The sequence below is a fragment of the Nonomuraea mangrovi genome, from assembly GCF_042681425.1.
GTDB lineage: Bacteria > Actinomycetota > Actinomycetes > Streptosporangiales > Streptosporangiaceae > Nonomuraea > Nonomuraea mangrovi.
Genome location: NZ_JBHUFV010000006.1, coordinates 1 through 24,989, shown reverse-complemented (window position 1 = coordinate 24,989; position 24,989 = coordinate 1). Strand labels below are relative to the sequence as shown.

The 24,989-nt window shown below is 68.6% G+C and carries 28 protein-coding genes; 11 read left to right on the top strand and 17 right to left on the bottom strand.

Annotated elements, in window-relative coordinates; translation table 11 throughout:
- On the top strand, positions 1–685 hold a 685-nt coding region (locus ACFSKW_RS05480), incomplete at its 5' end, for a MerR family transcriptional regulator (RefSeq protein WP_379569792.1).
- A gap of 321 nt (positions 686–1,006) precedes the next feature.
- Here ACFSKW_RS05480 and ACFSKW_RS05475 read toward each other — a convergent pair.
- Positions 1,007–2,236 carry a serine hydrolase domain-containing protein gene (locus ACFSKW_RS05475; protein WP_379569796.1) on the bottom strand — a complete coding sequence of 410 codons (1,230 nt, stop codon included), beginning with the start codon at positions 2,234–2,236 and terminating at the stop codon, positions 1,007–1,009.
- A gap of 244 nt (positions 2,237–2,480) precedes the next feature.
- On the opposite strand from ACFSKW_RS05475, the gene ACFSKW_RS05470 reads away from it, so the two are divergent.
- Positions 2,481–3,281 carry a GbsR/MarR family transcriptional regulator gene (locus ACFSKW_RS05470; RefSeq protein WP_379569794.1) on the top strand — a complete coding sequence of 267 codons (801 nt, stop codon included), beginning with the start codon at positions 2,481–2,483 and terminating at the stop codon, positions 3,279–3,281.
- 83 nt (positions 3,282–3,364) lie between these two features.
- Here ACFSKW_RS05470 and ACFSKW_RS05465 read toward each other — a convergent pair whose 3' ends face one another.
- Complete coding sequence (locus ACFSKW_RS05465) at positions 3,365–4,441, bottom strand: serine hydrolase domain-containing protein (protein ID WP_379569790.1); 1,077 nt, start codon at positions 4,439–4,441, stop codon at positions 3,365–3,367.
- A gap of 233 nt (positions 4,442–4,674) precedes the next feature.
- On the opposite strand from ACFSKW_RS05465, the gene ACFSKW_RS05460 reads away from it, so the two are divergent.
- The gene (locus ACFSKW_RS05460) at positions 4,675–5,733 is read left to right on the top strand and encodes a cation diffusion facilitator family transporter (protein ID WP_379569788.1); all 1,059 of its coding nucleotides are present in this window, start codon (positions 4,675–4,677) and stop codon (positions 5,731–5,733) included.
- A 159-nt stretch (positions 5,734–5,892) separates the two neighbouring features.
- On the opposite strand, the gene ACFSKW_RS05455 is transcribed toward ACFSKW_RS05460, so the two are convergent.
- From ACFSKW_RS05455 to ACFSKW_RS05435, 5 genes are all read right to left on the bottom strand, one after another.
- The gene (locus ACFSKW_RS05455; protein ID WP_379569786.1) at positions 5,893–6,081 is read right to left on the bottom strand and encodes a hypothetical protein; all 189 of its coding nucleotides are present in this window, start codon (positions 6,079–6,081) and stop codon (positions 5,893–5,895) included.
- Positions 6,082–6,235: 154 nt separating this feature from the next.
- On the bottom strand, positions 6,236–6,847 hold the full coding sequence (locus ACFSKW_RS05450) for a GNAT family N-acetyltransferase (RefSeq protein WP_379569785.1): 612 nt from the start codon (positions 6,845–6,847) through the stop codon (positions 6,236–6,238).
- Positions 6,844–7,590, bottom strand: a complete 747-nt coding sequence (locus ACFSKW_RS05445; protein WP_379569783.1) for a TetR/AcrR family transcriptional regulator — start codon at positions 7,588–7,590, stop codon at positions 6,844–6,846. The genes ACFSKW_RS05450 and ACFSKW_RS05445 overlap by 4 nt, the downstream gene beginning before the upstream one ends.
- Positions 7,591–7,897: 307 nt before the next feature.
- Positions 7,898–8,593: a phytanoyl-CoA dioxygenase family protein gene (locus tag ACFSKW_RS05440; RefSeq protein ID WP_379569781.1), complete on the bottom strand. Its 696-nt coding sequence runs from the start codon at positions 8,591–8,593 to the stop codon at positions 7,898–7,900.
- A 256-nt stretch (positions 8,594–8,849) separates the two neighbouring features.
- On the bottom strand, positions 8,850–9,650 hold the full coding sequence (locus tag ACFSKW_RS05435; protein ID WP_379569779.1) for a F510_1955 family glycosylhydrolase: 801 nt from the start codon (positions 9,648–9,650) through the stop codon (positions 8,850–8,852).
- A gap of 279 nt (positions 9,651–9,929) precedes the next feature.
- Here ACFSKW_RS05435 and ACFSKW_RS05430 point away from each other — a divergent pair, with 279 nt between their 5' ends.
- From ACFSKW_RS05430 to ACFSKW_RS05415, 4 genes are all read left to right on the top strand, one after another.
- Positions 9,930–10,343, top strand: coding sequence for an ArsR/SmtB family transcription factor (locus tag ACFSKW_RS05430; RefSeq protein ID WP_379569777.1), 414 nt, complete (start codon positions 9,930–9,932; stop codon positions 10,341–10,343).
- Entirely contained in the window at positions 10,340–11,062 is a 723-nt protein-coding gene (locus ACFSKW_RS05425; RefSeq protein ID WP_379569775.1) for a cation efflux transmembrane domain-containing protein, read from the top strand. Before ACFSKW_RS05430 ends, ACFSKW_RS05425 begins: the two co-directional genes overlap by 4 nt.
- Positions 11,063–11,155: 93 nt before the next feature.
- Positions 11,156–11,512, top strand: a complete 357-nt coding sequence (locus tag ACFSKW_RS05420; protein WP_379569773.1) for a BlaI/MecI/CopY family transcriptional regulator — start codon at positions 11,156–11,158, stop codon at positions 11,510–11,512.
- Positions 11,509–12,447: a M56 family metallopeptidase gene (locus ACFSKW_RS05415; protein ID WP_379569771.1), complete on the top strand. Its 939-nt coding sequence runs from the start codon at positions 11,509–11,511 to the stop codon at positions 12,445–12,447. The genes ACFSKW_RS05420 and ACFSKW_RS05415 overlap by 4 nt, the downstream gene beginning before the upstream one ends.
- A 12-nt stretch (positions 12,448–12,459) precedes the next feature.
- On the opposite strand, the gene ACFSKW_RS05410 is transcribed toward ACFSKW_RS05415, so the two are convergent.
- The 4 genes from ACFSKW_RS05410 to ACFSKW_RS05395 form a co-directional block, all read right to left on the bottom strand.
- Positions 12,460–13,083, bottom strand: coding sequence for a vitamin K epoxide reductase family protein (locus ACFSKW_RS05410; protein WP_379569769.1), 624 nt, complete (start codon positions 13,081–13,083; stop codon positions 12,460–12,462).
- Positions 13,064–13,744, bottom strand: a complete 681-nt coding sequence (locus ACFSKW_RS05405) for a DsbA family protein (protein ID WP_379569767.1) — start codon at positions 13,742–13,744, stop codon at positions 13,064–13,066. The genes ACFSKW_RS05410 and ACFSKW_RS05405 overlap by 20 nt, the downstream gene beginning before the upstream one ends.
- A gap of 242 nt (positions 13,745–13,986) precedes the next feature.
- Positions 13,987–15,237: an MFS transporter gene (locus ACFSKW_RS05400; protein ID WP_379569765.1), complete on the bottom strand. Its 1,251-nt coding sequence runs from the start codon at positions 15,235–15,237 to the stop codon at positions 13,987–13,989.
- Positions 15,231–16,298 (bottom strand): PLP-dependent cysteine synthase family protein, encoded by a 1,068-nt coding sequence (locus ACFSKW_RS05395; RefSeq protein ID WP_379569763.1) that lies wholly within the window; start codon positions 16,296–16,298, stop codon positions 15,231–15,233. Before ACFSKW_RS05395 ends, ACFSKW_RS05400 begins: the two co-directional genes overlap by 7 nt.
- A gap of 712 nt (positions 16,299–17,010) precedes the next feature.
- On the opposite strand from ACFSKW_RS05395, the gene ACFSKW_RS05390 reads away from it, so the two are divergent.
- On the top strand, positions 17,011–18,300 hold the full coding sequence (locus ACFSKW_RS05390) for an aminotransferase class V-fold PLP-dependent enzyme (protein ID WP_379569761.1): 1,290 nt from the start codon (positions 17,011–17,013) through the stop codon (positions 18,298–18,300).
- A gap of 171 nt (positions 18,301–18,471) precedes the next feature.
- On the opposite strand, the gene ACFSKW_RS05385 is transcribed toward ACFSKW_RS05390, so the two are convergent.
- The gene (locus ACFSKW_RS05385) at positions 18,472–18,678 is read right to left on the bottom strand and encodes a hypothetical protein (RefSeq protein ID WP_379569759.1); all 207 of its coding nucleotides are present in this window, start codon (positions 18,676–18,678) and stop codon (positions 18,472–18,474) included.
- Between the two features lie 237 nt (positions 18,679–18,915).
- Between ACFSKW_RS05385 and ACFSKW_RS05380 the strand changes: the two genes are divergently transcribed.
- A complete protein-coding gene (locus ACFSKW_RS05380; protein WP_379569757.1) occupies positions 18,916–19,233 on the top strand; it encodes a hypothetical protein in 318 nt (105 codons plus the stop codon).
- A gap of 115 nt (positions 19,234–19,348) precedes the next feature.
- Here ACFSKW_RS05380 and ACFSKW_RS05375 read toward each other — a convergent pair whose 3' ends face one another.
- Together ACFSKW_RS05375 and ACFSKW_RS05370 are read right to left on the bottom strand one after the other, a co-directional pair.
- Entirely contained in the window at positions 19,349–20,149 is an 801-nt protein-coding gene (locus ACFSKW_RS05375; protein WP_379569755.1) for a class I SAM-dependent methyltransferase, read from the bottom strand.
- 57 nt (positions 20,150–20,206) lie between these two features.
- Positions 20,207–20,542, bottom strand: a complete 336-nt coding sequence (locus ACFSKW_RS05370; protein WP_379569753.1) for a hypothetical protein — start codon at positions 20,540–20,542, stop codon at positions 20,207–20,209.
- Between the two features lie 290 nt (positions 20,543–20,832).
- Here ACFSKW_RS05370 and ACFSKW_RS05365 point away from each other — a divergent pair, with 290 nt between their 5' ends.
- Positions 20,833–21,702 (top strand): anti-sigma factor antagonist, encoded by an 870-nt coding sequence (locus ACFSKW_RS05365; protein WP_379569751.1) that lies wholly within the window; start codon positions 20,833–20,835, stop codon positions 21,700–21,702.
- A 185-nt stretch (positions 21,703–21,887) separates the two neighbouring features.
- On the opposite strand, the gene ACFSKW_RS05360 is transcribed toward ACFSKW_RS05365, so the two are convergent.
- Both ACFSKW_RS05360 and ACFSKW_RS05355 read right to left on the bottom strand, forming a co-directional pair.
- Positions 21,888–22,085 carry a pyridoxamine 5'-phosphate oxidase family protein gene (locus ACFSKW_RS05360; RefSeq protein WP_379569749.1) on the bottom strand — a complete coding sequence of 66 codons (198 nt, stop codon included), beginning with the start codon at positions 22,083–22,085 and terminating at the stop codon, positions 21,888–21,890.
- Positions 22,082–22,903, bottom strand: a complete 822-nt coding sequence (locus tag ACFSKW_RS05355; protein WP_379569747.1) for an SDR family oxidoreductase — start codon at positions 22,901–22,903, stop codon at positions 22,082–22,084. Before ACFSKW_RS05355 ends, ACFSKW_RS05360 begins: the two co-directional genes overlap by 4 nt.
- Positions 22,904–22,980: 77 nt before the next feature.
- On the opposite strand from ACFSKW_RS05355, the gene ACFSKW_RS05350 reads away from it, so the two are divergent.
- The gene (locus tag ACFSKW_RS05350) at positions 22,981–23,559 is read left to right on the top strand and encodes a TetR/AcrR family transcriptional regulator (protein ID WP_379569745.1); all 579 of its coding nucleotides are present in this window, start codon (positions 22,981–22,983) and stop codon (positions 23,557–23,559) included.
- A gap of 158 nt (positions 23,560–23,717) precedes the next feature.
- On the opposite strand, the gene ACFSKW_RS05345 is transcribed toward ACFSKW_RS05350, so the two are convergent.
- The gene (locus ACFSKW_RS05345; protein WP_379569743.1) at positions 23,718–24,455 is read right to left on the bottom strand and encodes a TetR/AcrR family transcriptional regulator C-terminal domain-containing protein; all 738 of its coding nucleotides are present in this window, start codon (positions 24,453–24,455) and stop codon (positions 23,718–23,720) included.
- Between the last annotated feature and the right edge of the window lie 534 nt (positions 24,456–24,989).

The window sequence follows — 24,989 nt, the reverse complement described above, 5'->3', positions numbered from 1 at the left end:
CGTGACCATCAAAGCCATCCGCCACTATCACGAGCGCGGTCTGCTCGCCGAGCCCGACCGCGACTCCTCCGGCTACCGGCGCTACACCGCCGAGCACGCCATCAAGCTCGTCAAGATCAGGACCCTGGCCAACGCGGGCCTGCCGCTGGCCCGCATCAAAGACCTTCTTGACGCCGACCCGGACACGCTCACGGCAGCCATCGCCGAGGTCGACCACGACCTCCAAGACCGCATCGCGCAGCTGCGGCGAGTCCGCGATCAACTCGCCCAGCTGCGCGGCGGCGACCGGCTCTTCGTTTCCCCGGAAGTCGCCGACCATCTCGAGGACTTGCGCCAACTCGGCGTCAGCGAGCGCCAGATACACCTGGAGCGCGACGGCTGGATCCTCATGCAAACGGCCTCACCCGAGGACGCCGACCTGTGGATCGCCGAAAAGCGCGAACTCCTGACCAATCCCGAGTTCCGCGCCCTCTACCTCGAACACGACGCCGCCTACGACTGGCCTGCGAACGATCCCCGCCTCCCCGCCCTCGCGGACCGTACCCGGAACTGGTTCACCAACCATCACAGCCGCTCCGAGACCCGCCCCGTCGCCAACCCCGCCATCGCCCGGTTGGCCGCGCAATCCCAGCCCGGAGCCTCATCCCCGGCCTGGGACCGCCTGGCCCAGCTCATGAATGGCTAGCCTCGACGGTGCGCGCCGCTCGGCCAGGAGTGTCTGATCTCCGGCCTGCCCGGTCGGGCGTGACGATTCGGCGGGAAGTCGGCGGAGACCCTCTAATCCGTGGATGCGGTGGAGATGAACATGGGCGCGGCCCCTCCCTGACCCGGCACGCCGCGTCCCGGGGTCCGGAGAGGACCCCGGGACATGCCGTCAGGCCGGTCGCGGAGGCCAGGGCGATGCTGCCGTGGGTGACGATCTTGTGGGGCGAGCCGGCGGCATCGGCCCATCGACGATTCGGCCGCCAGGGGGCTGAAGGCGGATCTGCCCGGCGCGGGCTCGGTGTCAGTCGTCGATGGCCTGGTAGGTCGTGGTCCAGAAGTCGTGGATCAGCCGCGCCGAATTCGGGACCGACATCCCGACCTGGGTGAGCAGGATTCCGGTGAGCTGGTTGTCCGGGTCGGCGTAGGTCGAGGTGCCGCTTCCGCCGTCCCAGCCGAACTGGCCGATGGGCGCGTAGTCGCCGCGGTAGGCGCGCACCGCCATCCCGAAGCCCCAGCCGCCGTGCTGCCCTTGGCCGAATGACAGATGGACGTTGTCGGTGGCCATGGCGTTTCGGGCGGCGTTCTGCTCGGGCGTGAGGCGGTTGGTGGTCATCAGCTGGACGGCCGGCCGGGACAGGATCCGTTCGGTCCCGTGCATCCCCTGATTCAGCAGCATCCGATAGTAGGCGTGGTAGTCGTCGACGGTGGAGACCAGCCCGCCACCGCCGCCCTGGAACGCCGGAGGCTTGCTCCAGCGTCCCTCCTCGGCCTCGTCCCACACGAGGAACTCTCCGGTCTGCGGGTCGGGGGCGTAGAGGGTCGGCAGCCGGTCGATCTTGTCGGCGGGCACGTGGAAACCGGTGTCCTTCATCCCCAGCGGGTCGAAGAGGCGTTCGCGCAGGAACGTCTCGAACGGCTGGCCCGTGACCCTGGCGACGAGCACGCCGAGCAGATCGTTGCTGATGTGGTACTGCCAGCGCTCTCCGGGCTGGTACATCAGCGGAAGCGTGCCAAGGCGGCGCATCCACTCATCCGGCTCGGGCATCGGCTCCGGCAGATCGGGCGTGAGCCCCTGCTCGAAGACCGCGTTCATGATCGGAGCGCCCAGCGCCGTCATATCCATGCCGAGCCCGAACGTGGAGGTCAGCACGTCCCGCACGGTGATCGGCCGCCGAGCCGGCACGGTGTCGTCCAGCGGGCCGTCGATCCGCTTCAGCACCCGCCGGTCGGCGAGTTCGGGCAGCCACTGCTCCACCAGGTCGTCGAGCCGCAGCCTGCACTCGTCGAGCAGGACCATCGCCGCCGCGGCCGCGACCGGCTTGGACGTCGAGGCCATCCGGAAGATCGTGTCCCGGCGCATCGGCGCGCCACCGTCATGGCGCATCGTCCCGATCGCTTCGACGTGCGTCTCACCGCCCCGGCTGACCAGGGCGACCAGCCCGGGAACCTTCCCGGAATCGACATGCCGTGCCAGCACCTCGCGCAGTCTGCGCAGCCCTGCTTCGGAGAAGCCGCTGTTGCCGTTTCCCATCATGAATCTCCTTGCTTACGGCCCCGCCAAACGTTCGGGGATCGCTGAACGTCTGCGACACTACATTGCGTTTATCAATTCGTCAAAAGAAGAGAGCTCACATAAGTCCTGCTCCATGGCATGCATATGGCTATCTTTGCAATGAGTATGAAGCTAAATGCAATGGATGATCAGATGTGCATTGCAATGGGCTCCGGGTGAATGCATACTGTGCAGCGGGTGTGCGGGCGCGGAGCTCCCGTGCATGTCGACAGACAGGGGACGAGCACCGATGCCCGGAGGCAGGCTCACCAATGAGGACCGCCAGCACATCGCTGCGGGGCTGGCCGAGGGGCTCGGATACGCGGAGATCGGCCGGCGTCTAGGGCGGCCCGCCTCGACCATCATGCGGGAGGTCACCCGCAACGGCGGCCCCGACGATTACGGGGCGGACCGGGCGCACGAGGCCACACGGCATCGTGCGCACCGGCACAAGCAGGCCCAGCCTCCGGCGCCGCCGATCGTTGACAGCGGCCATGGGCGTGACCCCCAAGCGGTGCGGGACTTCACGGAGTCCTACACGGCTCTCCTCGTTCAGCAGGGCGTGCCCCGGATGGAGGCCAGGGTGCTGGCCTGCCTGTACATCACTGACTCCGGCGCTCTCACCGCCGCTGACCTGGTCGCGCGGCTTCGCGTCAGCCCGGCGTCCATCTCGCACGCCGTCGCCTTCCTCGAACAGCAGGGAATGCTCAGGCGGGAACGGGCTCCAGGCGCGCGGCGCGAACGCTACGTCATCGACGATGAGATCTGGCTCAGGTCTCTCCTCGCAGGTCTGCAGATGAACGAGGCCCTGGTGGCCGCATCGCAGCGCGGAGCCGAGATTATGGGAGTCGCGACCCCGGCGGGTGCCCGCTTCGAGTCCTCGGCCGAACTTCTTCTCCTCCTGAGCGAGGCCTTCCGGCAGGCCATGGAGCAGTGGCGGCAGAGGCGACCACCCGGAACGCCCAACGCCCGGACACGCGACGAACTCGTGAACCGAGAAGACAAGCCGGCGGCCGGCGGCTGATCGGCAACGCGCCGACAGGCCCTCCGTGGGGGCACACGCCCGGGCGGCGCGGCTGCCCCCTCCCGCGGGGGCGGTCGCGACCATCAACCGCGCGGCCGGCTCGCCGACCCGCAGAACGCCTTGACGGCGATGCCCATGACCTCCTCGGTGGTCGGGTTGCGGGTCGAGGGGTTGATCGACAGGGTCATCGACTTGCCGGAGTCCGAGCGGAACGCGAACGTCAGGTAACCGATCAGCTCGCCGCTGTGCCCCCACACCGTGCCGCACGGCAGTGGGTAGGCCTGCAGTCCGAGCCCGTAGCCGAAGCCGGCCCCCGTCTCTACCGTCGTGCGCATCGCCTGCAATGACGTCTTGCTGATCAGTTCGCCGCCGAGCAGCGCCGACATGAACCGCTCCAGGTCGGCCGCGGTCGAGATCATCTCGCCCGCGGCCCAGTCCAGCGAGGGGTTCATCCGCGTCGCGTCCACCAGGTCGGGCAGCGGCTCGTACCCCTTGGCGTGCGGAGACGGCAGCCCTGCCCGGTCGCCCGGCACCACCGTGTGGCGCAGCCCCAGCGGGCGCAGGACGCGGCGCATGACCTCCTCGCCGTACGGGTTGCCGGTCAGCTTCTCCACCAGCAGCCCGAGCACCACGTAGTTGGTGTTGGAGTAGTGCCACTTCCCATCATCGGGAAGCTTCTTGGCGAAGGCCACCTTGAGCAACCGGCGCGGCTGGTAGGAGCGGAACCGAGCGTCGCCGCGCCAACGGTTGGTCGAGTATCCGGGCTCGCTCATGTAGTCGTACAGGTGGCTGGTGTGGTTGAGGAGCCGGCGGACCGTGATCAGCTCGCCGCCCGGCACCAGGCCGGGCAGGTGCTGGTCGATGGGGTCGTCGAGCTGCACCTTGCCCTCGTCCACAAGCTGGAGCACCACGGTCGCGACGAAGGTCTTGGTGACGCTGCCGATCCGGAAGTACCCATGGGGCGACGGCCGTCCCCCGCGCTCGATGTCGCGCACACCAACGGCGGTCGACCAGGTGCGTCCGCCGTCGGAGACCCGCGCCAGGGCGGCCGTGGCCCCGTTGCCCGCCACGATCTTCTCCAGGTCGGAGCGTACGTCCACACCGTGGCCGCCCGCCGCAACAGCCGCCGCTACCAGCACGTTCATCATCGTCTGCATCATGTGCTCAACGCTATGGAGATCGACTGTTCGGCAGAATGCGGTGCTCCGCCCACTCCACCTGCGGAAAACCACAGCAGCTCAGGAGCCGAGGTGGAGCGGCACCGCCGGATGCGGGGTGAGGCCCGCTGCGCTGGGTGGTTGCTCCTGCAAGTATGTGGCACCTGATCCGTTGTCTCATGCGTCCATGGCTACGTAGAGTCCTGCTCAGCGCGCCAGATGCAAGCGAGGTGGGCATGTCAGGACAGGACACCAGCGAAGTCGGCCACGGGCACGGTCATGGGCACGGCCACGGTCATTCGCGGTCAAGGACCGTCGCGGGTCTGCTGTCACGGGTCGGGCATGCGATCAGGCCCCACAGCCACGACACCGCCGACAAGACCGATCAAGCGCTGGAGGCCAGCAGCAAGGGCATGCGCGTGCTCGCCGTCTCCTTCGCCGCTCTCATGGCCACCGCGCTCGTGCAGTCCGTGATCGTGGCCGTCTCCGGCTCCATCGCCCTTCTGGGGGACACGCTTCACAACTTCGCCGACGCTTTGACCGCGCTACCTCTGGCCATCGCGTTCTCTCTGGGCCGCAGGGCCGCCACCCGGCGCTTCACCTACGGGTACGGCAGAGCCGAGGACCTGGCGGGAATCGTGATCGTCTTGCTCATCGCGGCCTCCGCGGCGCTGGCCGGATACGAGGCCGTGGTCAGGCTCATGCATCCACAGGATGTTGAGGCTCTCGGCTGGGTCGCCGCCGCAGGCGTGATCGGGTTCCTCGGAAACGAGGCCGTCGCTCGGTACCGCATCAAGGTCGGCCGCGAGATCGGCTCGGCCGCCCTCGTAGCAGACGGTTTGCACGCCCGCACCGATGGCTTCACCTCGCTCGCCGTCCTGCTCGGCGCGGGCGGCGCGGCCCTCGGCTTCCCGATCGCTGACCCGATCGTCGGCCTGGCCATCACCGCCGCCATTTGCTTCGTCCTGCGTGACGCCGCCCGGGAGATCTACCACCGGCTCATGGACGCTGTGGACCCTCGTCTGGTGGAGCAGGCGGAGAGCATCCTGTCCGGGGTGCCGGGTGTGAAGGGGGTCGGATCGGTACGGCTGCGCTGGATCGGTCATGCGTTGCGGGCCGAGGTCGACATCCAGGTGAGCGATCGGCTCTCGCTGGTCGAGGCGCATGCCGTGGCGGTGGCGGCCGAGCATCGGCTCATCCACGATCTTCCGCGCCTTACGGCGGCCACCGTTCACGCGGATCCTGATGGTTCTGACGGCATCGACCATCACGCCGTCCTTGCCACTCACCGCTGAAGTGCTTTCTGATCGACCGTTGCGGATAACTGCGGCGGCGATCGACGGCTCGCTGAGCAAGCACGAGATCGCCGCACAGCGCCGCCGGCCGGCCGGCAGCACGATCATCCAGTCACCGCGTGGGCGGCCCGCCGACATGTCTCCCCTCGGGACCGGGACCTAATGCGCTCCTGGGAGGAAGTTGCTGTCCCCGAGCGCGCCTATCGTCGGGCCCTTGAGGAAGTCGTTGACCTGGTCCATGAGCGAGTTGAGGGCTGAGGTGGGATCGGGGGCGGCGGCCGAGGCGGGGGCGGCGGCGAGGCCGACGAGGATGACGGCCGCGATCAACGACCCGGTGAGAACGCGCATGTGCTGGCCCTTCGCTGGTGGCAGACAGACTGCCGACTACTGTCAGTACAAGGCGATAACTTACAGTGAGCGAGCCGCATCGACGACGGTCCGGGCGGGGACACGGTGCAAGACTCCTCGCCTGGGCCAAGCCGAACCTCGTCCGCGCGCTCGCTCAGAGCGTCCGCGGCCTCGAACCTGCCTGGACCAGACGCATGCCCACATAGGCGCTGATCCCGGTGATCTTCGCGTGGTGCACCTTGGTCCGCTTGAACTCGGTGAAGCCGAGCTTCTCGTACAGGCGCAGGGCCGGGGTGTTGATGTCAGCGATGGTGTCCAGCACGTACTCGTCGTACTGGGGCAGGTCGAGGAGGTACTGAATGATGGCCGAGGCCACTCCCTGCCCACGGAACGTCAACCCGGTCGCGACGAACTCCAGCGAGGCCATCCTCTCCCTGGCGTAGAGCAGAGGCTGCTCGAACTCACGGGTGAACGAGACGTGAGCGATCGTTCCTTTGAAGATGCCGAGGTGCCTGCGGAGCTCTCTGGCGTCGTGCCGGACCGCCCGCTGCAGCCCGTCGGTGCATGCGACGATTCCCGCCGGCTCCCCGTCGACCAGGCCGACGTAGAACGCCTCCAGCACCAGCATGTGTGCCAGGGCGTCGGTGAGCTTGTCCGGCTCTTTGGAGAAGTAGGACAGGTCGGGGCCGAAGCCGTCCACGAAGATCCTGGTGATCGCTCTGCGGTAACTCTCGCCCAAGTGGGCGGCGCGTCTGACCTCGATCATGATTCGGCCTTCTTCCGCCGGACGATGAGCGCCTCGATGCCGTCCAGGAGCAGGGTGAGGCCGAAAGTGAAGTCGGCGTCCTCGATCCAGTCCGGCGCGGCGCCGAACGCCCCCGACTCCAGCGCCGCCGCCAGTCCCGGGTAGCCGTCGGCGTCGATGAGCTGGGTGAGCAGCGCGGTGTAGCCGGCCAGTCCTTCCGGTCCTGCGTCGTCGACCGTGCCGCTCATGGCGGACTGGAGGGTGGCGGAGCTGGCGGCGTAGGCGGACAAGGTGGAGGCGATGTTGATGGCCTCCGCCGCTGCAAGCCCGGCGCCGGTCAGCACGGTCAGCACCCGGTCCAGCCAGCGCAGCGTGTGTGGCCCGGTGGGCGGGGTGAGGGGCGAGACTTCCAGCAGCCACGGGTGGCCGGCCAGGAAATCGCGGTTGGCGCGGGTCCATGCGGCCAGGTACTCCCGCCACGGCAGGATGCCCGGCTCGGGCGGTTCCGGGGCCGCCGCGTCCACCATCGCGGTGAGCAGGTCGTCCTTGCTCGCGACGTAGCCGTACAACGACATCGTGGAAACGCCCAGCCGGGCGGCCACGCTGCTCATCCGCACTCCGGCCAGACCCTCGGCGTCCGCGATCTCGATCGCGGCATCGGTGATCCGCTCGAGGGTCAGGCCGGGGCGGGGGCCGCGGCGCGACACAGGTTCTCGCCCCCACATCCGTGCGACGACGGTGGGCAGCTCCTGCTCGGGTCCCATCACACACCTCCCCTAATGCCGTACAAGATACACTGTATCTTGTACGGAGAAAGTGGAGAATCATGACGAGTCTTGCGAGCCTGGGGCTGACCGCCGAGCAGGAACGCCTCTGTCGCCACCTGCCGCGCAACCCGCACGCGGCCCTTGATTCCACTCCCGCAGCTTCCTGCAGTCCGGTCCGCAACCTCTCCGTCTCCCTGGCCCGCGGCGACGGCCGACATGCTGGGCGGCATGGGTCGAACGAGCTCCCGAGGTGTTCGCCGACAAGGACTACACGAGCCTCAACGGCGGCGAGCCTGTCGCGTCATCACTCCCGCACGGCGCGGGCGAGCGGCGTGTCCGCCGCGGGGTCCAGCGGTGCCGACAGGAAGACCGGCGCCTGGGCCATGAACCGCGGCCGGCTGCCCAGATGCTCCTGCGCGGCGTGCACGGTCAGCGGATGCACCACGTACACCTCGCCCGGCAGCCCCGTGGCGTGGGCCAGCGGCCGCTCGGCACTGGCGGTCTCCACCAGCTGGCCGGCGCTGACATGGTCGTACGTGCCGTCACCGAGGGCGGGCAGCGCGTCACGCTGGGAGCCCACCCGGATCCTGGTCGGCGCGTCGTCCGGCCCCACCTCGGAGAACAGGATCAGCAGCAGCAGCGTGGTGGAGCGCCCGCTGACCGCCCAACCGCCGTCCTCGGTCATGACGTTGAGGTCGATGTGCCAGCCCCTGTCGTCGGCCGGCGGCAGGTTCGGGAACCGGATCGGGATGTTGCCGCAACTGCCGAGCGGCTGCCAGCCGCCCCGCCCGCACACCTCGTCCAGGGCCCGGGCGAGCTCGGGCGAGCCGATGATCTGCCCGAACGGCCCCTGGCCGGTCATGTCGGCGGCCCACACCACCGGCTGCGTCCAGCCCTCGGGCGCGTCGGGGGACAGGCCGATCTGCTTCCACAGCAGCTCCTGCGCGGCTAGTCCCACCTCCGGCGCGGCCGCCCGAACCTTGACGAACCCCTGCTTCACAAATTGTTCGGCCCATTGCATGCCCGCCACGCTACAAGCGTGGTCAACCGGATTTCCGGGCCCCGGCCGCCTCCGTGGCCAGTCGTGATGACGGGGCGGACGGGTCGCTCCCGGCGGAGACCAGGGCCAGGGCGGGGCGCCAGGGGGCCAGGGAGGCGGGACTGTCGCGGTCGTGAGCCGTCTCGCGACGCCGCGAATCCACGGGCTAGCTCCTCTCCTCCCGGCACGAGGTGGGCTCGCACCCGATGCGATGTTCTCAGGACAGCGGCAGCAGGCGGGTGAAGGTGGCGCCGCCGTCGCGGGATTCGTAGATGCCGCCGTCCGTGGCGGCGAGCAGGTGGCGGGCATCGACGGCTTCGAACGCCTGGGGCGGGCCACCCGGGACGGTGGAGATCGTCTTCCAGATGTCGCCGCCGTCGGCGCTCCTGCTGAGGGTCCCGGCGGGATCGACGGCGTACAGCACGTCGGCGGCGGGCCAGGACAGCAGCAACTGCGGCACGCCACCACTGGGGCGGAAGGTCCGGCCGCCATCGGTGCTCCTGGCAACGCCCTGCTCGGTGGTGGCCAGGACGATGCCGCGGTCGGCCGGGCTTACCTCGATGTCGGCGGCGTCGAGTTGGGCGCGGTTGTCCCAGGTCATCTTGTCGGCGCTGACCCGCAGCCGCTGGGAGGTGGAGTCGTAGCCGTAGACGGTGCCGTGGGCGTATTCGAGGGCGTGGAAGTCGGCTTCGCCGGCCAGGGACAGCGTGCGCCAGGTGGCCGCGGCGTCAGAGGACTCGATCAGGCCGAGATTGGAGGGCCCGCCTTGGCCGGGTGCGGGGTGACCGCTCCCCAGGAAGGTGTTCTCGCCGATGACGGTGAAGCCCATGGTGTCCTGGCGCCCGGTCCCGACCTGGGCGGCCTTCCCGGGTGCCTCGATGCGGTATACGCCGTGGTGGGTGGCCACGTAGACCTTGCCGTCACCGGGATTGATCCCCAGGCCGTGCACGTGACGGAGCTCGCCGCCTTGACCGCCGGAACGGCTCTCGCCGTTCGCGCTGATGCTGATGGTGTTCACGGCCGCGACTGTGGTGGCGAGCACAACTGCCAGCCGCAAGGCACGTCGGAGCGGTCGGGTCATCGACTGCCTCCCTTCGGAGCATCACCTGGGTCGCTGGGGATGGGATCGCCCGCCCCCGCCCCCGCTCCCCGCATGGAGGTGGCTTGTACCGGCCACCCTAAGCCTGTCACGTGCGGTTTCCTTGCCTCACCCCTCTTCCCCGCACCGCCTGGACGCCTGAGACGTCGCCAGGGGCCGCCCTGTCAATCAAGCGCAATCCATGGCTATCATCGTGGTATGACGATGAATGATGGTGGCCCGTGCGTCAGCGCCGACATCGCCGCGGGCTTGCCGCCGGCGGCCGCGCTGTTTCACTCGCTGGCCGATGAAACCAGGCTGAGGATCGTCCAGCGTCTGGCCCGCGGCGAGGCCCGCGTGGTCGACCTGACCGGCGAGCTTGGCCTGGCCCAGTCCACCGTCTCCAAGCACGTGGCCTGCCTGCGTGATTGCGACCTGGTCGACTACCGGGCCGAGGGCCGCCAGTCGTTCTACTTCCTGACCCGGCCCGAGCTGATGGACCTGCTCGCCTCCGCCGAGCAGCTGCTGGCTGCCACCGGGCATGCGGTCGCGCTGCGCCCCGCCCACGGCAGTCCGGCAGGCGGCCTGGCCGACGGCGACGACATCGAGCTCCTGGGGAAGGCGGTGTCATGACCGCGTTGAACCCGCCAGGCCCGGGCCTTGCTCCGGCCCGGCGTGCCGTTCTGCGACGTCGGATCAGGCTGCTGGTGGCCGCCACCATCACCTACAACGTGATCGAGGCGGCCGTCGCCATCACCGCCGGCACCATCGCCTCCTCGGCGGCGCTGATCGGCTTCGGCCTGGACTCCATCGTCGAGGTCGCCTCCGCCGCGGCGGTGGCCTGGCAGTTCTCGTCCGCCGACCACGAGCGACGGGAACGGGCCGCGCTGCGCGTCATCGCGCTGTCCTTCTTCGCCCTGGCCGCCTACGTCACCGTCGACGCCGCCCGCGCCCTGTTCGGCGTCGGCCAGGCCGAACACTCCACCCCCGGTCTCATCCTGGCCGCACTGTCGCTGGTGATCATGCCGTTCCTGTCGGCGGCGCAGCGGCGCGCCGGACGGGAGCTCGGCTCGGCCTCGGCCGTGGCCGACTCCAAGCAGACGCTGCTGTGCACCTACCTGTCGGCGGTGCTGCTGGCAGGACTGGCCTTGAACAGCGTGTTCGGCTGGTCGTGGGCCGACCCGATCGCCGCTCTGGTCATCGCCGCCGTCGCGGTCAAGGAAGGCCGCGAAGCCTGGCGCGGCGACGCGTGCTGCGCCGTACCCGCCATCTCGATTCCCTCACCCGCCGACGCCGCCGAGCCCGAGGGGTGCGCCGACGGCTGCTGCTCCCCCAAGGAGGACCCCCGATGATCGGCCGCCCGATCGTCAAGGCCGTGGGAGCCGTGCACCGCGAGTTGTAGCCTTTCTACTGTCAGTAGAACGAACTGGGCAGGGAGCTCCCAGATGCACCTGGGCAATCTCGAGCGGGCGATCATGGAGTCCCTCTGGCGGCACCCCGACGGGATGTTCGCTCAGGACGTCGCGGCCGGTCTCCCCTCCCGCCCGGCTATCACCACCGTGTTGACGGTCCTCGTACGGCTTTCCCGTAAGGGCATGGTGTCGAGAGAAAGGGTGGGGCGCGCCCACCTTTACAAGGCCGTCGTGGAGAAGGACGCCGTCGTCGCGGAGGCCATGCGTGCCGCGCTGGACGAGGCGAGCGACATCGAGGCGGCGGTGCAGCGCTTTGTCGGAACGGTGAGTCCCGAGGTGGCGGCAGCCCTGCGCGAGGCGCTCGGCGCCCGAGGGGAAACGCCGTCGTGACCGTCTGGCTGATCGCCGCTGGTGCCGCGGTGCTTCCCGCGGCCCTGGGAAGCCGCATGGCTCGCAGACTGGCGTCGGCGGCCTGGACCTTCCGGTATCCGCGCGCCGCTCTGGTGCTCTGGCAAGCCGTCGGGCTGGCCGGGGGCTTGGGTGCGGTGTGCGTCGGACTGGTCGCGGCGGTATGGCCCCTGGCGGCCGTCTTCCCGCACGGCATGCACACGCTCGCGCGTCAGATAGCCGGCGGACATGGACTCGATGGGCTCGGACCTGTGCAGATGGGTGCTCTGGCCTGGTCGGCTGGGCTGTCCGTCTGGTTGCTGGCTCATACGATCCGCGTGGCCGCGAAGACGGTGCTCGATCAGCGGCGTCAGCGGCTTCTGGTCGACGTCGTCGCGGATCACTTGCCGATGCACGACGTGTACGTCCTGCCCAGTGAGGGGTGCGTGGCGTACTGCGTGCCGGGCAGGCATGGGCGCGTCGTGCTCAGCCGGGGGACCTTGGATCTGCTGTGTGCTCAGGAGTTGGACGCGGTTCTCGCACACGAGCGTGCTCACGCTCGTGGCCGCCACGACCTGGTGCTGCTTCCGTTTCTCGCGCTGAACCATGCCTTTCCGTGGCTGCCGCTGGTGGCGACGGCCAGGCAGGCCGTTGCCGTGCTGCTCGAGATGATCGCCGATGATCACGCACGTCAGGTGCACGGCGAGTTGCCACTGGCTCGCGCTCTGGTGCGGATGGCGGCGCCGGCGGCAGGGAAGGGCGCTGGTGCGTTCGCTCTCGCTGACGCGGGGCTCACCGAACGGCTGGAACGCCTGCTCGGTCGTCGGCTGGAGTCGGGCTGGGTGCCTGCGGCTGCGTATTCGGCGGCCGGCCTGCTGCTGAGCGGGCCGCTTGCCGTTCTCGTGGCGCCTCTCTTGTGCGTCGCCATCTGGGTCTGACCGGTCGGAGCATCAGACGAGGGTGCTCCAGTAGGGCCAGAACCTGATGCCGATCAGGGTGACGACGGCGATGAACCAGATGGCGAGCACGACGGTGTGGTAGCCGGCGAGTGCCCCGATGACCTTGCGGCCGCGGAAGTTGCGCAGGGTGACGTACCAGAAGAGGGGAATCGTCACCGCCCAGACGGCCATGCAGTAGGGGCAGAGCGCGCCGATCACATAGAGGCTCTGATAGATGAGCCAGTGGACGAACACCGCCCCGAAGGTGACCCCCGCCTGGAGCCCGAGCCAGAACCAGCGCGGGAGCCGTGCGCCACTGAGAAGGGCCGCGCCCACGGTGGTCACGCAGGCGAAGGCGGCGATGCCGAGGAGTGGATTGGGAAAGCCGAACGCCTCGGCTTGCGGCGTGTTCATGACGGAGCCGCAGGACAGGACCGGGTTGATGCTGCAGCTGGGCACGTAGGCGGGGTTCTTCAGCAGCGCGATCTTCTCGACTGCCAGAACGAAGGCAGCGACGAAGCCGAGCGCGCCGCCTACCAGCAGGAGCCGTGGCAGCAGCCGGGGATACGGCTCGTCGTGCTCCGCAGCGCTGCCAACGGATGGAACGGCCGCGGTGTCAGCCGGCGAGTGCTGCATCGATGGCCGCCTTGAACTCGTCGGAGGAGCGGGGTTCGATCTTCTTGCCGTTCAGGAAGAACGTCGGGGTGCCTTGCACGCCCAGCGCCTCGCCGTCCTTGGCATCCTTCTTCACTCGCTCCAGAGTGGCGGGATCGTTGTAGGCCTTGTCCCACGCGGCCAGATCCAGTCCGAGGTCCTTGGCGAAGCCACGGAAGGCGGCATCCGCAGGGACCTGCTTTTCCGCCCATTGCTTCTGGGTCTCGTACATACGCTGGTACATCGCCTCGAACTTGCCCTGCTTGGCGGCCGCCTCGACCGCGCGGGCCGCCCGCTCGGCGTTGAAGTGGCTGCCGATCGGGAAGTACCTCGCGACGAAGGTCACCTTCCCCGCGTACTGCTTGCGCAGTTCCTCGACGACAGGGAAGTACGCGCCGCAGCCCTCGCACTCGAAGTCCAGGAACTCCACCAGGGTGACCTTGCCGTCCGCGGCCGTCTGCAGGCGGTGGCTGTCGGCGCGGACGAGCTGGGACTCGCCGGCCGCGACGGCACTCGTCTGGCCTGAACCGAGGCGGTTGACGGCGAACATCGCGGCGACCACCACCACGAAGACGCCGACGACGGAGAGCGTCACGGCAAGGTTCTTCCTGCGCGCCTCCTTGCGCCGGTCCTCGGCTCGCATCGCTTCGACCTTCGCCTTACGGGCTTCCGTCCGATCGTCATCGTTCGACATGCTTCTCCCTTCACCAGTGCTGACCTCGGATCGGACGTGATGTGCCGAACGTGTCCATCGCATGCCGTGTCCCGGGCAGGCCGGTCGAGCTTCTCCGAGTTACTTCTACATAATGTAGAAGATTGTGGCAGTCGTTGCGCACAGCCTCGTCGCCGCCTCTCGTTCGGCTCCGGACCGGCGACACGCTCACGTCAGGTCGCGGCCGCCGTCGCCTGTCCGGCGATCAGCCGGTCGCGGTTCGTCAGCCGCCTGACGGCGGTTGCGGAGGCGAGACCGGCGGCGACCAGCACCACCCACGGCACGCTCGCCCAGGCGGTGGATGCCGTCAGGTCCATCACGGACCCGAACACCAGGTAGCCGGCCAGGATGCCCACACCGGACAGGAGGTTGTACAGCCCGTAGTAGGTGCCGACCAGCCGGTCGCCGGCCATGTCGGCGATCGTGGCCATCTCGAAGGGGTAGGCGACCAGCGTGCCTGCGGTGAGCACAAGCGTGCAGGCGAGGGCGGGCAGGATGGCCCACGGCCACGGCGGCGACAGGTGTGCGGCCACGGCCATCGGAACGAACGACACCCCCATGAGTGCCAGGCCGATGCTCATCGCTCGGCCCCGGGTCCAGCGGCGGGAACACCAGGCGGTCAGCCGTACCTGGCCGGCGATCCCGAGGACGGCCGACAGCGCGTACAGCACCGCCACCCAGCCATCACCACCACCGGCGCGCTGCACCTCCAGGGGCAGGCCCAGGTACATCTGGAACGACAGGCCATAGGAGGCGATCATCGCCGCGGCGAACGCCAGGAACGCACGGTCGTCGAACGCCTGCCGCCATTCACGACAGACCGGGGGCCTGTCCGGCGTCGCCGTGTCCCGCCGTTCCGGAAGGTAGATCCCTTGCAGGACTGTCAGTACCGCGAAGATCGCCGCCGCGGACAGGCACACCACGGTGAAGCCGCCGTTCAGCAGCACGATGCCAAGGAGCGGCCCGAGCAGGATGCCGCCCTGGTAGAAGACATTGAACACGGCGAACGCCGCCACCTTGCGGTCACCCGCCTCCCGGGCGAGGTAAGCCCTGGCCGCCGGGTTGAACAGCGCGCCCGCGAAGCCTGTCACGGCGGCGGCCACGAGCAGCACCGGCAGCGCGGTCGACAGGCCGAACAGCACGAATCCGAGCGTGCGCAGCGCGCAACCGGCCATGATGACACGCTTGCAGCCGAGCCGGTCGGCCAGCGTGCCGCCGATCAGGAACAGCCCCTGCTGGCTCAGGTTCCGCAGACCCAGGACCAGCCCGATCGTCCAAGCGGCCAGGCCCACGCCGGTCGCCAGATGCTGGGCGAGGTACGGCATGAGCATGTAGAAGCCGAGGTTGATGCCGGCTTGGTTGACCTGCACCAGCTTGATCGGTGTCTCGAAGGAGCGGAACTGCCGCAGCGTCTCGATCACCATGCGCCTCCTCTGGAGGGCGCCAGCGGGTCGGTCACGCCCGCGCATCGCGTCCAGCGGTGGACTTCGCGCTCCGACGTCGCGCCGATCACGTCGGGCTCGTCCGCGGGGGCGACATCGAGCAGCCCGTGGGCGTGGCAGTAGGCGTCGTCGAAGATGGTGTCCCAGTAGCGCCACGGACCGTCGGGAAAGACCGCGACGATGCTCTGACCTGGGGCGGTGCTCGCCAGCCAGCGGGCCACCAGCGCGACCGCGCCGGTGCTCCAGCCGCCGGAGATGTAGTGCTGGACGGCGAGAGCACGGCATGCCCACACCGCCTCGGAAGCGCTGACCCAGTGCACCTCGCTGAAGGAGTCGTAGGCGACGTTGCGCGGATGGATGCTGGAGCCGAGCCCGCGCATCAACCGCGGCCTGGCCGGCTGGCCGAAGATGGTGGAGCCCACGGTGTCGACTCCGACGAGCTTGAGGCCAGGGAAGTGGTGGCGCAGCACCTTGGAGATGCCGGCGCTGTGCCCGCCGGTACCGACCGAGCACACCAGCACGTCGATGTGCGGGAGGCGGGCCAGCAGCTCATGCGCCAGCCCGGCGTAGGACTCGACGTTGTCCGGGTTGTTGTACTGGTCGGGACAGTAGGCACCTGGTGTCTCCCGCAGCAGGGAGCGCACTCGCGCGCGGCGGGCCTCCTGCCAGCCGCCCACGGGATGCGGCTCGGTGACGAGTTCCAGGCGCACGCCGTAGGAGGTCAGCAGCCGCCGCATGAGCGGTTCCATCCCGGGGTCCCCCACCAGCACGACGGGGTGGCCGAAGACGATTCCCGCCAGAGCCAGACCGAGGCCCAGGGTGCCGCTGGTCGACTCGATGATCGTGGCCCCGGGAGCGAGGTCTCCTCTGGCACGGGCCTGGCGCACCATGTGCAGCGCCGGCCTGTCCTTGATCCCGCCGGGGTTGAAACCCTCCAGCTTGGCCCAGAAGCCTCTTCCACCCCCGACGAAGGGCTCGGAAACGAACGTGACCGGCGTGTTGCCGACAGCGAGAGAAAGCGAAGAATACGGAATGGACGGCATATCCAGAGGCCGCGCGAAAGACACTGGCGTTGACATGTGATTCCTCAGGTTGCTGGTGCGTTTGCGGGCATGGCGAAACAGTCGCCTTGCGGTGATCGGGAATGACGAAGGGGGAATCGTCGCCCTATACGCGCAGCACGCAGAGGCAAGCGATGTCTGTTCTGGAGAATCGCGTCGTCAATGGATTCGGCCCGCGGAACCCGAGATATGCCTGAGTAGGCGAAGGCGAGGCAGTCGCTCGATCGAAGGACGTCAGTGGGCAGGTTGGGACGGAGAAGTCTTGCTCCATGCCGTGATGGTGCCGAGCGGGGAGTTCGCCGTGGGCGCATGCCGTGACATCAGGGATCGCCGTTGCGATCGGAGCGCTCGCGTGCGGATTGTGCACGTCATGCGCGGCCGCCTCCGAGAGCACCAGGGCGGCACATGCTCCGCCGTGGGCGAAGACGACTCCGATGATCATGGCGAGCACGGTCAACGCGTGCGCCAGTGCCCGACCGGCATCTGTGGTGGCGGGTCGGCCTGAGCAGGCTGATCGTGTCGCGAACATCACTGGGGATGATGCCCGGCGCCAGGCATGGCGCGCCCAGCGAAGACACACCTTTTCGCAAAACGTGAGCGTTTTATCTCGCTTTGCCGGTGGCGAAGAGGAACGCTGCGGCGTGGAGCCTTGGGCGTGCGGAAGCGATTCTCGAGACGTATCGGAGATGCCTTTATGACGCTGTCCAGAAGAAATGTGATCGCCGGGCTGGGTGCTCTGCCGGTCTGCGGAAAGGCGGTATCCGTGCTGCCTGCCGTACCCAAGGAGGTGACTCCCGAGGCGCTCGCACATGATGAGCGGTTCTGGGCCGCCGTCGCGCGGCAGTTCAGCGTGAGCCCGGATTTCGTCAATCTGGAGAACGGCTATTACGGGATCATGCCGGATCCGGTACGGCGGGCCTACCACCGCAACGTCGACCACCTCAACGAGCGCAACTCCCACCTGCTGCGCACCGAGTACAAGCCGCGCGCCGACCTGGTTCGCGACCGCGTCGCCGCCGTGCTCGGCGTCTCTCGTGAGGAGATCGCCCTCACGAGGGGAGGCACCGAGGCGCTCCAGAACCTCATCTCGGGGTACAACCGCCTGCGCCAGGGCGACACCGTCATGTACGCCGACCTGGACTACCACAGCGGGCAGTACGCGATGAACTGGCTGCGCGAGCGGCGCGGCGTCCACGTAGCGAAGATCGTCATTCCCGAGCCGGCCACCCGACAGGCGGTGCTCGACACCTACGACCAGGCGCTGCGCGACCACCCCGGCCTGAAGCTGCTGCTGCTCAGCCACATGAACAACCGCACCGGGCTCGTCACACCCGTGCGAGAGATCGTCACCATGGCCCGCCACGCGGGCGTGGACGTCATCGTCGACGCCGCCCACTCCTGGGGGCAGCTCGACTTCACCGTCGCCGACCTCGACGCCGACTTCGCCGTGTTCTCCCTGCACAAGTGGATGGGCGCACCCCTCGGATCGGGCTTCCTCTATATCAGGAAGCAGTGCCTGTCCGACATGGACCGTCTCTACACCGACGAGACCTATCCCGTGACCGACATCCGCTCCCGCGTCCACTCAGGCACCATGAACGTCGCACCCATCCTCACCGTCGACGCCGCGCTGGACTTCCACGAGTCCCTCGGCGCGGCGGTCAAGCAGGCACGGCTTCGCCACCTGCGCGAGCGGTGGGTGAACCAGGTGAGAGACATCGCCAACCTGGAGATCCTCACTCCGGAGGAGCCGGAGACGTACGGGGCCATCACCGCCTTCCGCATCTCCGGCCGCACCTCGCAGGCCGACAACGTGGCCATCACCGACACGCTGATGAAGACCTATCGCATCTTCACGGTCCAGCGCGGGGGAGTGGCACGTGGTGACTGCGTGCGGGTCACGCCCGCACTGTTCACCTCGACGGACGACGTGGATCGCCTCGCGGCCGCCCTGCGTGACATCGCCTGGCGCATGCGGGTGTGATCGGTCCCGGCCCGGAACGCGCCTCCCGCCCCGACGCCGAACTGTCCGCGCAGGCGCCCATCGACATACGAGGTGTCCATGGCAGGCCGTCCGCCCCGAGGAAGGGGGTTGCGTCCACGGCCGTGGTGTACGAGGCGGCCGCGAGCCACGCTCTGCACCTCGGCCCCGGCCTCAGAGTCTCCGGCGGACGTAGGCCCGGATGAACAAGACGGCGCATCCGGCGGAGGCGGTGGCCATGGCCGTCATGGCCTGGGGGTCCTTCATGATCGCCGCGTAGATCGCCACCACGAGAGAGATCGCCGCGACTGTCAGATACGTCTTCCACACAATGGCCGGCACGGGCGGCCGAGGGGGGCGGCCAGGGGGGATCACTGTCACCCTTCACATCCTGCAACACGAGCCCTTCGGCTACGCGCTGATCGATGGGCCGGTCTCGCATCTCCGGTTCGCCGATTTGTGGACACCGGACCTTGGCGGATGACGCGTCCGCTCACAGTGCTGACCTGCCTCCAGCCGGCCAACAGCGGTGTGGTCAGAATGGAGTTGAGGGCGATGGCGCCTCATCACCGAGCGCCTGGCTCTCCTCGGACGGATCCGTGGCAGGAGGGGCTAACCATGACTGCGACGCCAGACGCAACCCCATCAGCTCAGCCCGAGCGCCCGGGCATGAAGGACGGTGTGTGCAGCGAGTTCACCGTCTTTACCAAGATCAAGCCGGGTCATGCGCCGCGGCAGGACATCTCGGATGAGGAAACCCTCAGGAAGATGGACGCGCTCTCCTTCACCCCGTGGCGGGTGACGGCCGAACACGCGCCGCTCGGCGAAATCATGCGGGCACGCGAGGAGGTCTACCGCCGTTCCTCCATCCAGCGTCACCGGCTCAACCAGCAAGAACGCAGGGAGCCGCGCAGCGCTGATGAGGTCTCGTCGTGATGTTGGAGTCGGACGACATCCAGGGGCACGAGGACCTGGTGACCAGCGTGCTCAGTGGGCCCGGGCTTGATGGGCTCGGTACTGGCTATCGAACCGTTCATGCTCACGCACGACACTAGCCTTTGCTTGCGGTCACGATGTGCGCGTCCATCGGCATAATGATCTCGCCTGAAGGCATCACGAACTCCGCAAGCGCATCTTCGGATTCCGCGGCGAGAGATCGCATCGCATCGTCGCTGAGCATCTCAGCCAAGGGCGAACCCTTGACCTCTATGCGTATGAACTCCTTTACCGACGGAAACCGGATCGAACCCTCATGGAGGGTAACCTCGGCCCCCGAAATGCCGCTGCTCCCAAAGAGCTTGGCCAGTTCGATCTGATCGCCAAGGACGAACGGCGCTGCCAGCACGTCCGCTGCCTCACGCCCGCATTGTCGGCCGGCTAGATCTACCAGAATCCGGTAGCCGCGGGCGTGATCGATCGGCGCCCACCCGGCGACCGCCAGGCGTCCCCCTGTCGCGAGCGTGCGCCACATCTCGCGGAGGGAGGCCACGCGGTCCGGAAAATACATGAGCGCGAACTGGCTGACCACGACGTCGAAACTCATATCTTCGAAAGGAAGCGAGACCGCGTCGCCCAGTCGCCACGCTATTTTCGGCTCAGTTCGCGCTGCGACCGCCAGCATCCCCTCATTAAGATCAACGCCAACGACCTGGCCTCCTTGCCCGACCCGCCGAAGGGCCTCGCGGGCGAGCACGCCGGTCCCGCAGCCAACGTCCAGAACCTTGTTCCCCGTCCTGATTCCAGCGGCGTCAGCAACCGGGCTCGCCCAGGCGCCGAAGATCGCAGGTACGAAACAGGACTCGTAGACTTCGGCGGCATCCGTTGAGACCTGCCAGCGTTCAGGCTCAGCCATCAGGATCACCCCAACTGTCGGTTACCGCAGTGATGTGACCAGCCTGTCGTCACGAGCTTAGCCGCTTCCGAGCCGGCGCTGCCGGGACGAGTGGGGCTGCCACCGGCGCCAGCAGCTGTTGAAGGAGCACGGCACCACCAGGGAGGGCTTCCACAGCGCTGACCCGCACCAGATACCGGTGAACACGCTCTGGATACCGGTCTCGGCGATGATCCCGTCCACGAGGGCGGAGAACTTCCCATCCCGGTCTCGGATCAGATAGCGCGCGGTCGGCTTGTCCAGCGTGAGGCGCAGGCTCACCGACGGCTTTCTGAACAGCCGCATCGCGTTCGCCAGCGGCGATGTCAGGAAGGCCGGCCGGTTGGGGGTGGCGGTGGCGGGGTCGGCGGCCATCGCGATCTCGGTCTGGGTGGTGTCGAGGTAGCTGCCGGTGCCCTTGGAGGCGCGCGGCTCAGAGAACCGTTCTGCTGCGGCCTGAGGGTCGTCGTCCGCGCCGCGGTCATACGGTGGCAGCCACGTGGATGGGTCCTGGTCGGCTTTCGACTGGTTGCTGCGGGCGAGTTCCTCGTTCTACCTGCACGGTAAGAGCCTGGTGGCTTGTCGCGCGTGAGTGCCGAAGTTGTCGGAACCACCCGTCGGTCACGGAAGGTAGCAATTCGTCATCAGACGGGTACAGAGTGTGAGTGGACAGCATCGCCCCAGAGTTTGCAGGTGACCACCCCGGCGAACGTGAGCTCGACCGGGAGACGGCCCAGCCACCCGCACAGCGCACGCGGCGGGTGGCCGGCAACCAATACGCGCTACTCGATGAGGCCGAGCACGCCCTCATCGAACTGCTGGCCGACGTGCCGGTGGACGTCGACGCCGCGCAGGGGGCGCTCATCGCGGTACGCGAGGCGGTGGCGAACGCCGTGCAGCACGGTTGCGCCGCTCACCCGGGCACCGTGGCCGTGGTCGACCTGGCTGTCGAATCGAGTCGGCTCGTGGTGCGGGTGGCGGACGCCGGGCCGGGCTTCGACCCGCGAACGGTGCTCGATCCGCTGACCCCACAGCAGCGGCTGCGGCCATCGGGCCGGGGGATCTTCCTCATGCATCACCTGATGGACAGCGTCGAGTACGCCTTCCCGCCCGGCGGTGGATGTGTGCTCACGCTGCGCAAGACCGTCATTGCCGCCCGCCGTGACGGCGAGCGGGAGGAGAGAAAGGGATCCGGGATGGATATCAAGAAGCGTACGGCCGACGGCGTCGTGATCTTCGACCTCAACGGCAAGATCACCATTGGGGAAGGCGCCATACAGGTGAGAGAGGCAGTGCGGGAAGCGCTCAGCGACGGTCAGAGGCGGATCGTTCTCAACCTGGCACAGGTCAGCTCCATCGACTCCTCTGGGCTGGGAGAGCTGGTCTCCAGCTACACGACCGTCCAAAACCACGAAGGGAAGATCATCCTGCTCGATCTCCCCCCGAAGATCCAGGACTTGCTCACCATCACCCAGCTGATCACCGTCTTCGACACCTACGACGACGAGAAGGAGGCCGTCGCCTCATTCTCGTGAGCCGCGAGACCCGCCCACTTCGTCGAGTGGGCGGGCCTCATGGTCACCTGGTGCTGGTCGTAGACCCTGCAGTGGTCGGGTCGCCGCCGGCGTCGGCCACGAACGACATGAGCAGGACTCCTCCGAGATGACAGTGGCTCGGTGCACCGGGACCCAGGACTAGGCGCTCGCTGGAACCACTGTCTTCAGCTCCGGCGCCGTCGTCGGCTTCGGGGGATGAACGCGACCGTGGCGCCCTTCAGCGCGCGGGCCAGGACCGCGTGGCCGTCCCAGGTGAAGTGGACGGCCGCGACGTGCGGGGCGCCGCCCGGCCGCAGGGCGGTCGGGGTGGCCGCAGGCGGCTCGGACAGGAAGGTCTGGATCGCCGGAGGGCTCTTGCTCACCGGAAGGCGGCGGCGTTGCGCGCGGCCCACTCGCCGAAGGGGTGCGGGACACGGCCCAGGATCCGCTCGACGTCCGGGCTGACGCGCTGCTCCTCGGGGGTGGGGTCGCCGAGGATGGCCAGAGTCCCCTCGACCACGGGCAGCGGCATGAACCGCGCCATCTGCTCGTGGGCCTCCTGCCGGGTCTGCTCGACGAAGCGCACCGGCTCGCCCAGCGCCTGGCCGATCGCCGCCGCCCGCTCGCGCGGGCTGGTCGCCGCAGGGCCGGTCAGGACATAGGTGGCGCCGTCGTGCCCGGCTTCACGCAGGACGGCAGCCCCGGCGGCGGCCACGTCGTCGGGGTCGATGAACGGCAGGCCCACGTCGCCGAAGGGCGCGGCAGCGGTGCGGTGCAGGCGGACCGGTTCGGCCCACGCGTAGGCGTTGGAGGCCATGCCGCCGGAACGCAGGATCGTCCAGCCCAGCCCAGACTCTCGCACGGCCTCCTCGAACGCCCCGGCGTGCCGGTAGGCCTGCGGTCTTGTCCCTACTCCCTGGCTGGACAGCAGGACGATCTTGCGGACGCCCGCGGCCTTGGCCGCCCCCACGAGCCCTTGCGGGTCATCCCCTGCGACCAGGAGGAACAGCGCGTCCGCTCTCTCCAGCGCCGGGCGCAGGCTCTCGACGTCGCCCAGATCGGCGGCGACGGCGCGTACGGCCTCTGGGACGTCGGCCTGCGTGATGTGGCGAGCCACCGCGGTGACCTGCTCGCCCGTTTCGGCCAGCAGCCGCACCAGGGTCCGGCCGACGTTCCCCGTGGCACCCGTAACAACGATCATGATGAGCTCTCCTAGTTTTGAGTTAGTTGGCTGACTCAGAGAAACGGTAACACACTCTGTCGCCTATAGTTAGTCGGGTGACTGACTCACAACGGGTGCAAGCCGCCGGAGCCAAGCGCAAGCGCCTGATGGCGGCCGCCGCCCAGGTAGTTCACCGGCAGGGAGTCGAGCGCACCACCATCGCCGACATCGCGCGTGCCGCCGATGTCCCGGTGGGCAACGTGTACTACTACTTCAAGACCAAGGACGAGCTGGTCGCGGCCGCGCTCGCCGAGCACGAGCGTCGGCTGCAGCTCATCACCGGCGAGCTGGACCGCCTGCCGGACCCGCGCGACCGCCTCAAGCATCTGGTGGAGGGCTGGATCTCCCAGCGCGACGAGGCCGCGCTCTACGGCTGCCCGACCGGGACGCTCGCCGCCGAGCTGGACAAGCGTGAGCAGGGCGGGCTGGACGTCGCGGCGGGCAACCTCATCCGGCTGCTGCTGGACTGGGTGGCAGGCCAGTTCCGCGAGCTGGGGCAGCCCGATCCCGACGCGCTCGCGGTGACCCTGGTGGGCGCGTATCAGGGGATGTCGCTGCTGGCCAACGCGCTGCGGGACCCGGAGATCATGACACGCGAGGGGGCCAGGCTCGTCGCCTGGCTGGACTCTCTGTGAGCGCCGCGCGCTCGCCGGCGCAGTAGGGGATCACGAGTGATGATCTTTTCGGAGAAGATCGGCCCACAGGCCTGACGCTTCACCTATGAAGGCGGCTCGTCGCGCGCCCCGCCCTCCTCGCAGGCTGGGGCGCGCGGCCAGGCCGCCGGCCGTGGGCGTCAGCCCTGTGAGCCGAGGCGCGCGGCCAGGCCGTCGAGGACGCGTTCCAGCCCGTAGGTGAAGTTCGCGTCCCGCGTCTTCGCCGGGTCCTCCCCCTGCATCGCGGCGTAGAGGTCGCTGAGCATCGGCTCGTCGCGCACGGCCTGCTCGGTGAGCGGCCGGAGGCCGGCGATCCACTCCTGCTCGGTCTTGCCGCTGCGCGCGAGCATCGACAGGTAAGCGGCCTCGCTGGTGGTCATGCCGATGACGTAGGCGATGAGCGTGTCCATGGCCTGGCCCGCCTCGCCGGCCTGGAATCCGGCCTGGCTGAAGTGTGCGAGCATACGGCCGGACTGACGGCCGAGATTGGGGCCGAGCGAGGCCAGGCCGACCTGGCCGAGGACGGCGGCCACCCAGGGGTGGCGCAGGATCATGGCGCGCAGGCTGTGGGCGCCTTCGGTGATGGCGGCGCGCCAGCCCGCGGGGTCGCCGGGGTCGGGCACCCTGAGCTCGCCGTAGACCTCGTCGACGACGAGTTCGATGAGCTCGTCCTTGTTGGCGACGTGCCGGTAGAGGGAGGTGGCTCCGGCGTTGAGACGCTGGCCGAGGCGGCGCATGGAGAGGTTCTCCACGCCTTCGGCGTCCAGGAGCCTGATGGCCTCGGCCACGATGGATTCCGGACTGAGCGTGGGCTGTTCGCGCTGTTTGCGGGGCCGTGCCCACACCGAGGGGATGGGCTGGTCGTCAGGTGCTGGCATGTGAGCTCCTCTCGTCCGGTGACCCAGCCTAGCGCACGCTGTGCGCACATGCGTACAGCATGAGAAGCGGAGTGGCGCCCACTGCCGCGTCGGACGCCGCCGGGCGGGGGTGACCGCTCTATCTGCGCAGGCAGGGCATCAGGACGGTCATTCCGCGGAAAGGCAGCCGGTTCTTCACTGGACACCTGTGCTTTCGCGAGGTGCTGGTCCACGAGGAGTTCGTGGCGCTGAGCCCTGATGACGGGGTGGCCGACATTCCGCTGCTGTGGCGCTCGCCCGAGGCGCCGCAGGCCCGGCTATCGCGTCTCGCATTGCTCTCCTCCATGTCCTCCTGTGCTACTCCGACCGGCAGTTGGCGTGGTGGGCGTGGGTTGGCTGTGCGACGGGGCTCAGCAGAACTCCGCCTCGGGCCACCTTGGTCAGGAGCCCGGTCGGCTTTCCACGCCCTTCTCCGGCGGGCTGAAGTGGTGCGTGATTCAGGCGGACGTGCGGAAGCGGGCGGCGACCAGGGAGACCCAGGCCATCGCGATCATG

Excerpts from the sequence above, each read along its gene's own strand:
- ACFSKW_RS05390 (WP_379569761.1), top strand. The coding sequence starts at position 17,011 with ATGACGCTGTCCAGAAGAAATGTGATCGCCGGGCTGGGTGCTCTGCCG.
- ACFSKW_RS05410 (WP_379569769.1), bottom strand. The coding sequence starts at position 13,083 with ATGCAGCACTCGCCGGCTGACACCGCGGCCGTTCCATCCGTTGGCAGC.
- ACFSKW_RS05465 (WP_379569790.1), bottom strand. The coding sequence starts at position 4,441 with ATGATGCAGACGATGATGAACGTGCTGGTAGCGGCGGCTGTTGCGGCG.
- ACFSKW_RS05355 (WP_379569747.1), bottom strand. The coding sequence starts at position 22,903 with ATGATCGTTGTTACGGGTGCCACGGGGAACGTCGGCCGGACCCTGGTG.
- ACFSKW_RS05405 (WP_379569767.1), bottom strand. The coding sequence starts at position 13,744 with ATGCGAGCCGAGGACCGGCGCAAGGAGGCGCGCAGGAAGAACCTTGCC.
- ACFSKW_RS05425 (WP_379569775.1), top strand. The coding sequence starts at position 10,340 with ATGACCGCGTTGAACCCGCCAGGCCCGGGCCTTGCTCCGGCCCGGCGT.
- ACFSKW_RS05400 (WP_379569765.1), bottom strand. The coding sequence starts at position 15,237 with ATGGTGATCGAGACGCTGCGGCAGTTCCGCTCCTTCGAGACACCGATC.
- ACFSKW_RS05420 (WP_379569773.1), top strand. The coding sequence starts at position 11,156 with ATGCACCTGGGCAATCTCGAGCGGGCGATCATGGAGTCCCTCTGGCGG.
- ACFSKW_RS05455 (WP_379569786.1), bottom strand. The coding sequence starts at position 6,081 with ATGCGCGTTCTCACCGGGTCGTTGATCGCGGCCGTCATCCTCGTCGGC.
- ACFSKW_RS05380 (WP_379569757.1), top strand. The coding sequence starts at position 18,916 with ATGACTGCGACGCCAGACGCAACCCCATCAGCTCAGCCCGAGCGCCCG.
- ACFSKW_RS05430 (WP_379569777.1), top strand. The coding sequence starts at position 9,930 with ATGACGATGAATGATGGTGGCCCGTGCGTCAGCGCCGACATCGCCGCG.
- ACFSKW_RS05445 (WP_379569783.1), bottom strand. The coding sequence starts at position 7,590 with ATGGGACCCGAGCAGGAGCTGCCCACCGTCGTCGCACGGATGTGGGGG.
- ACFSKW_RS05470 (WP_379569794.1), top strand. The coding sequence starts at position 2,481 with ATGTCGACAGACAGGGGACGAGCACCGATGCCCGGAGGCAGGCTCACC.
- ACFSKW_RS05370 (WP_379569753.1), bottom strand. The coding sequence starts at position 20,542 with ATGGCCGCCGACCCCGCCACCGCCACCCCCAACCGGCCGGCCTTCCTG.
- ACFSKW_RS05450 (WP_379569785.1), bottom strand. The coding sequence starts at position 6,847 with ATGATCGAGGTCAGACGCGCCGCCCACTTGGGCGAGAGTTACCGCAGA.
- ACFSKW_RS05345 (WP_379569743.1), bottom strand. The coding sequence starts at position 24,455 with ATGCCAGCACCTGACGACCAGCCCATCCCCTCGGTGTGGGCACGGCCC.
- ACFSKW_RS05475 (WP_379569796.1), bottom strand. The coding sequence starts at position 2,236 with ATGGGAAACGGCAACAGCGGCTTCTCCGAAGCAGGGCTGCGCAGACTG.
- ACFSKW_RS05395 (WP_379569763.1), bottom strand. The coding sequence starts at position 16,298 with ATGCCGTCCATTCCGTATTCTTCGCTTTCTCTCGCTGTCGGCAACACG.
- ACFSKW_RS05375 (WP_379569755.1), bottom strand. The coding sequence starts at position 20,149 with ATGGCTGAGCCTGAACGCTGGCAGGTCTCAACGGATGCCGCCGAAGTC.
- ACFSKW_RS05460 (WP_379569788.1), top strand. The coding sequence starts at position 4,675 with ATGTCAGGACAGGACACCAGCGAAGTCGGCCACGGGCACGGTCATGGG.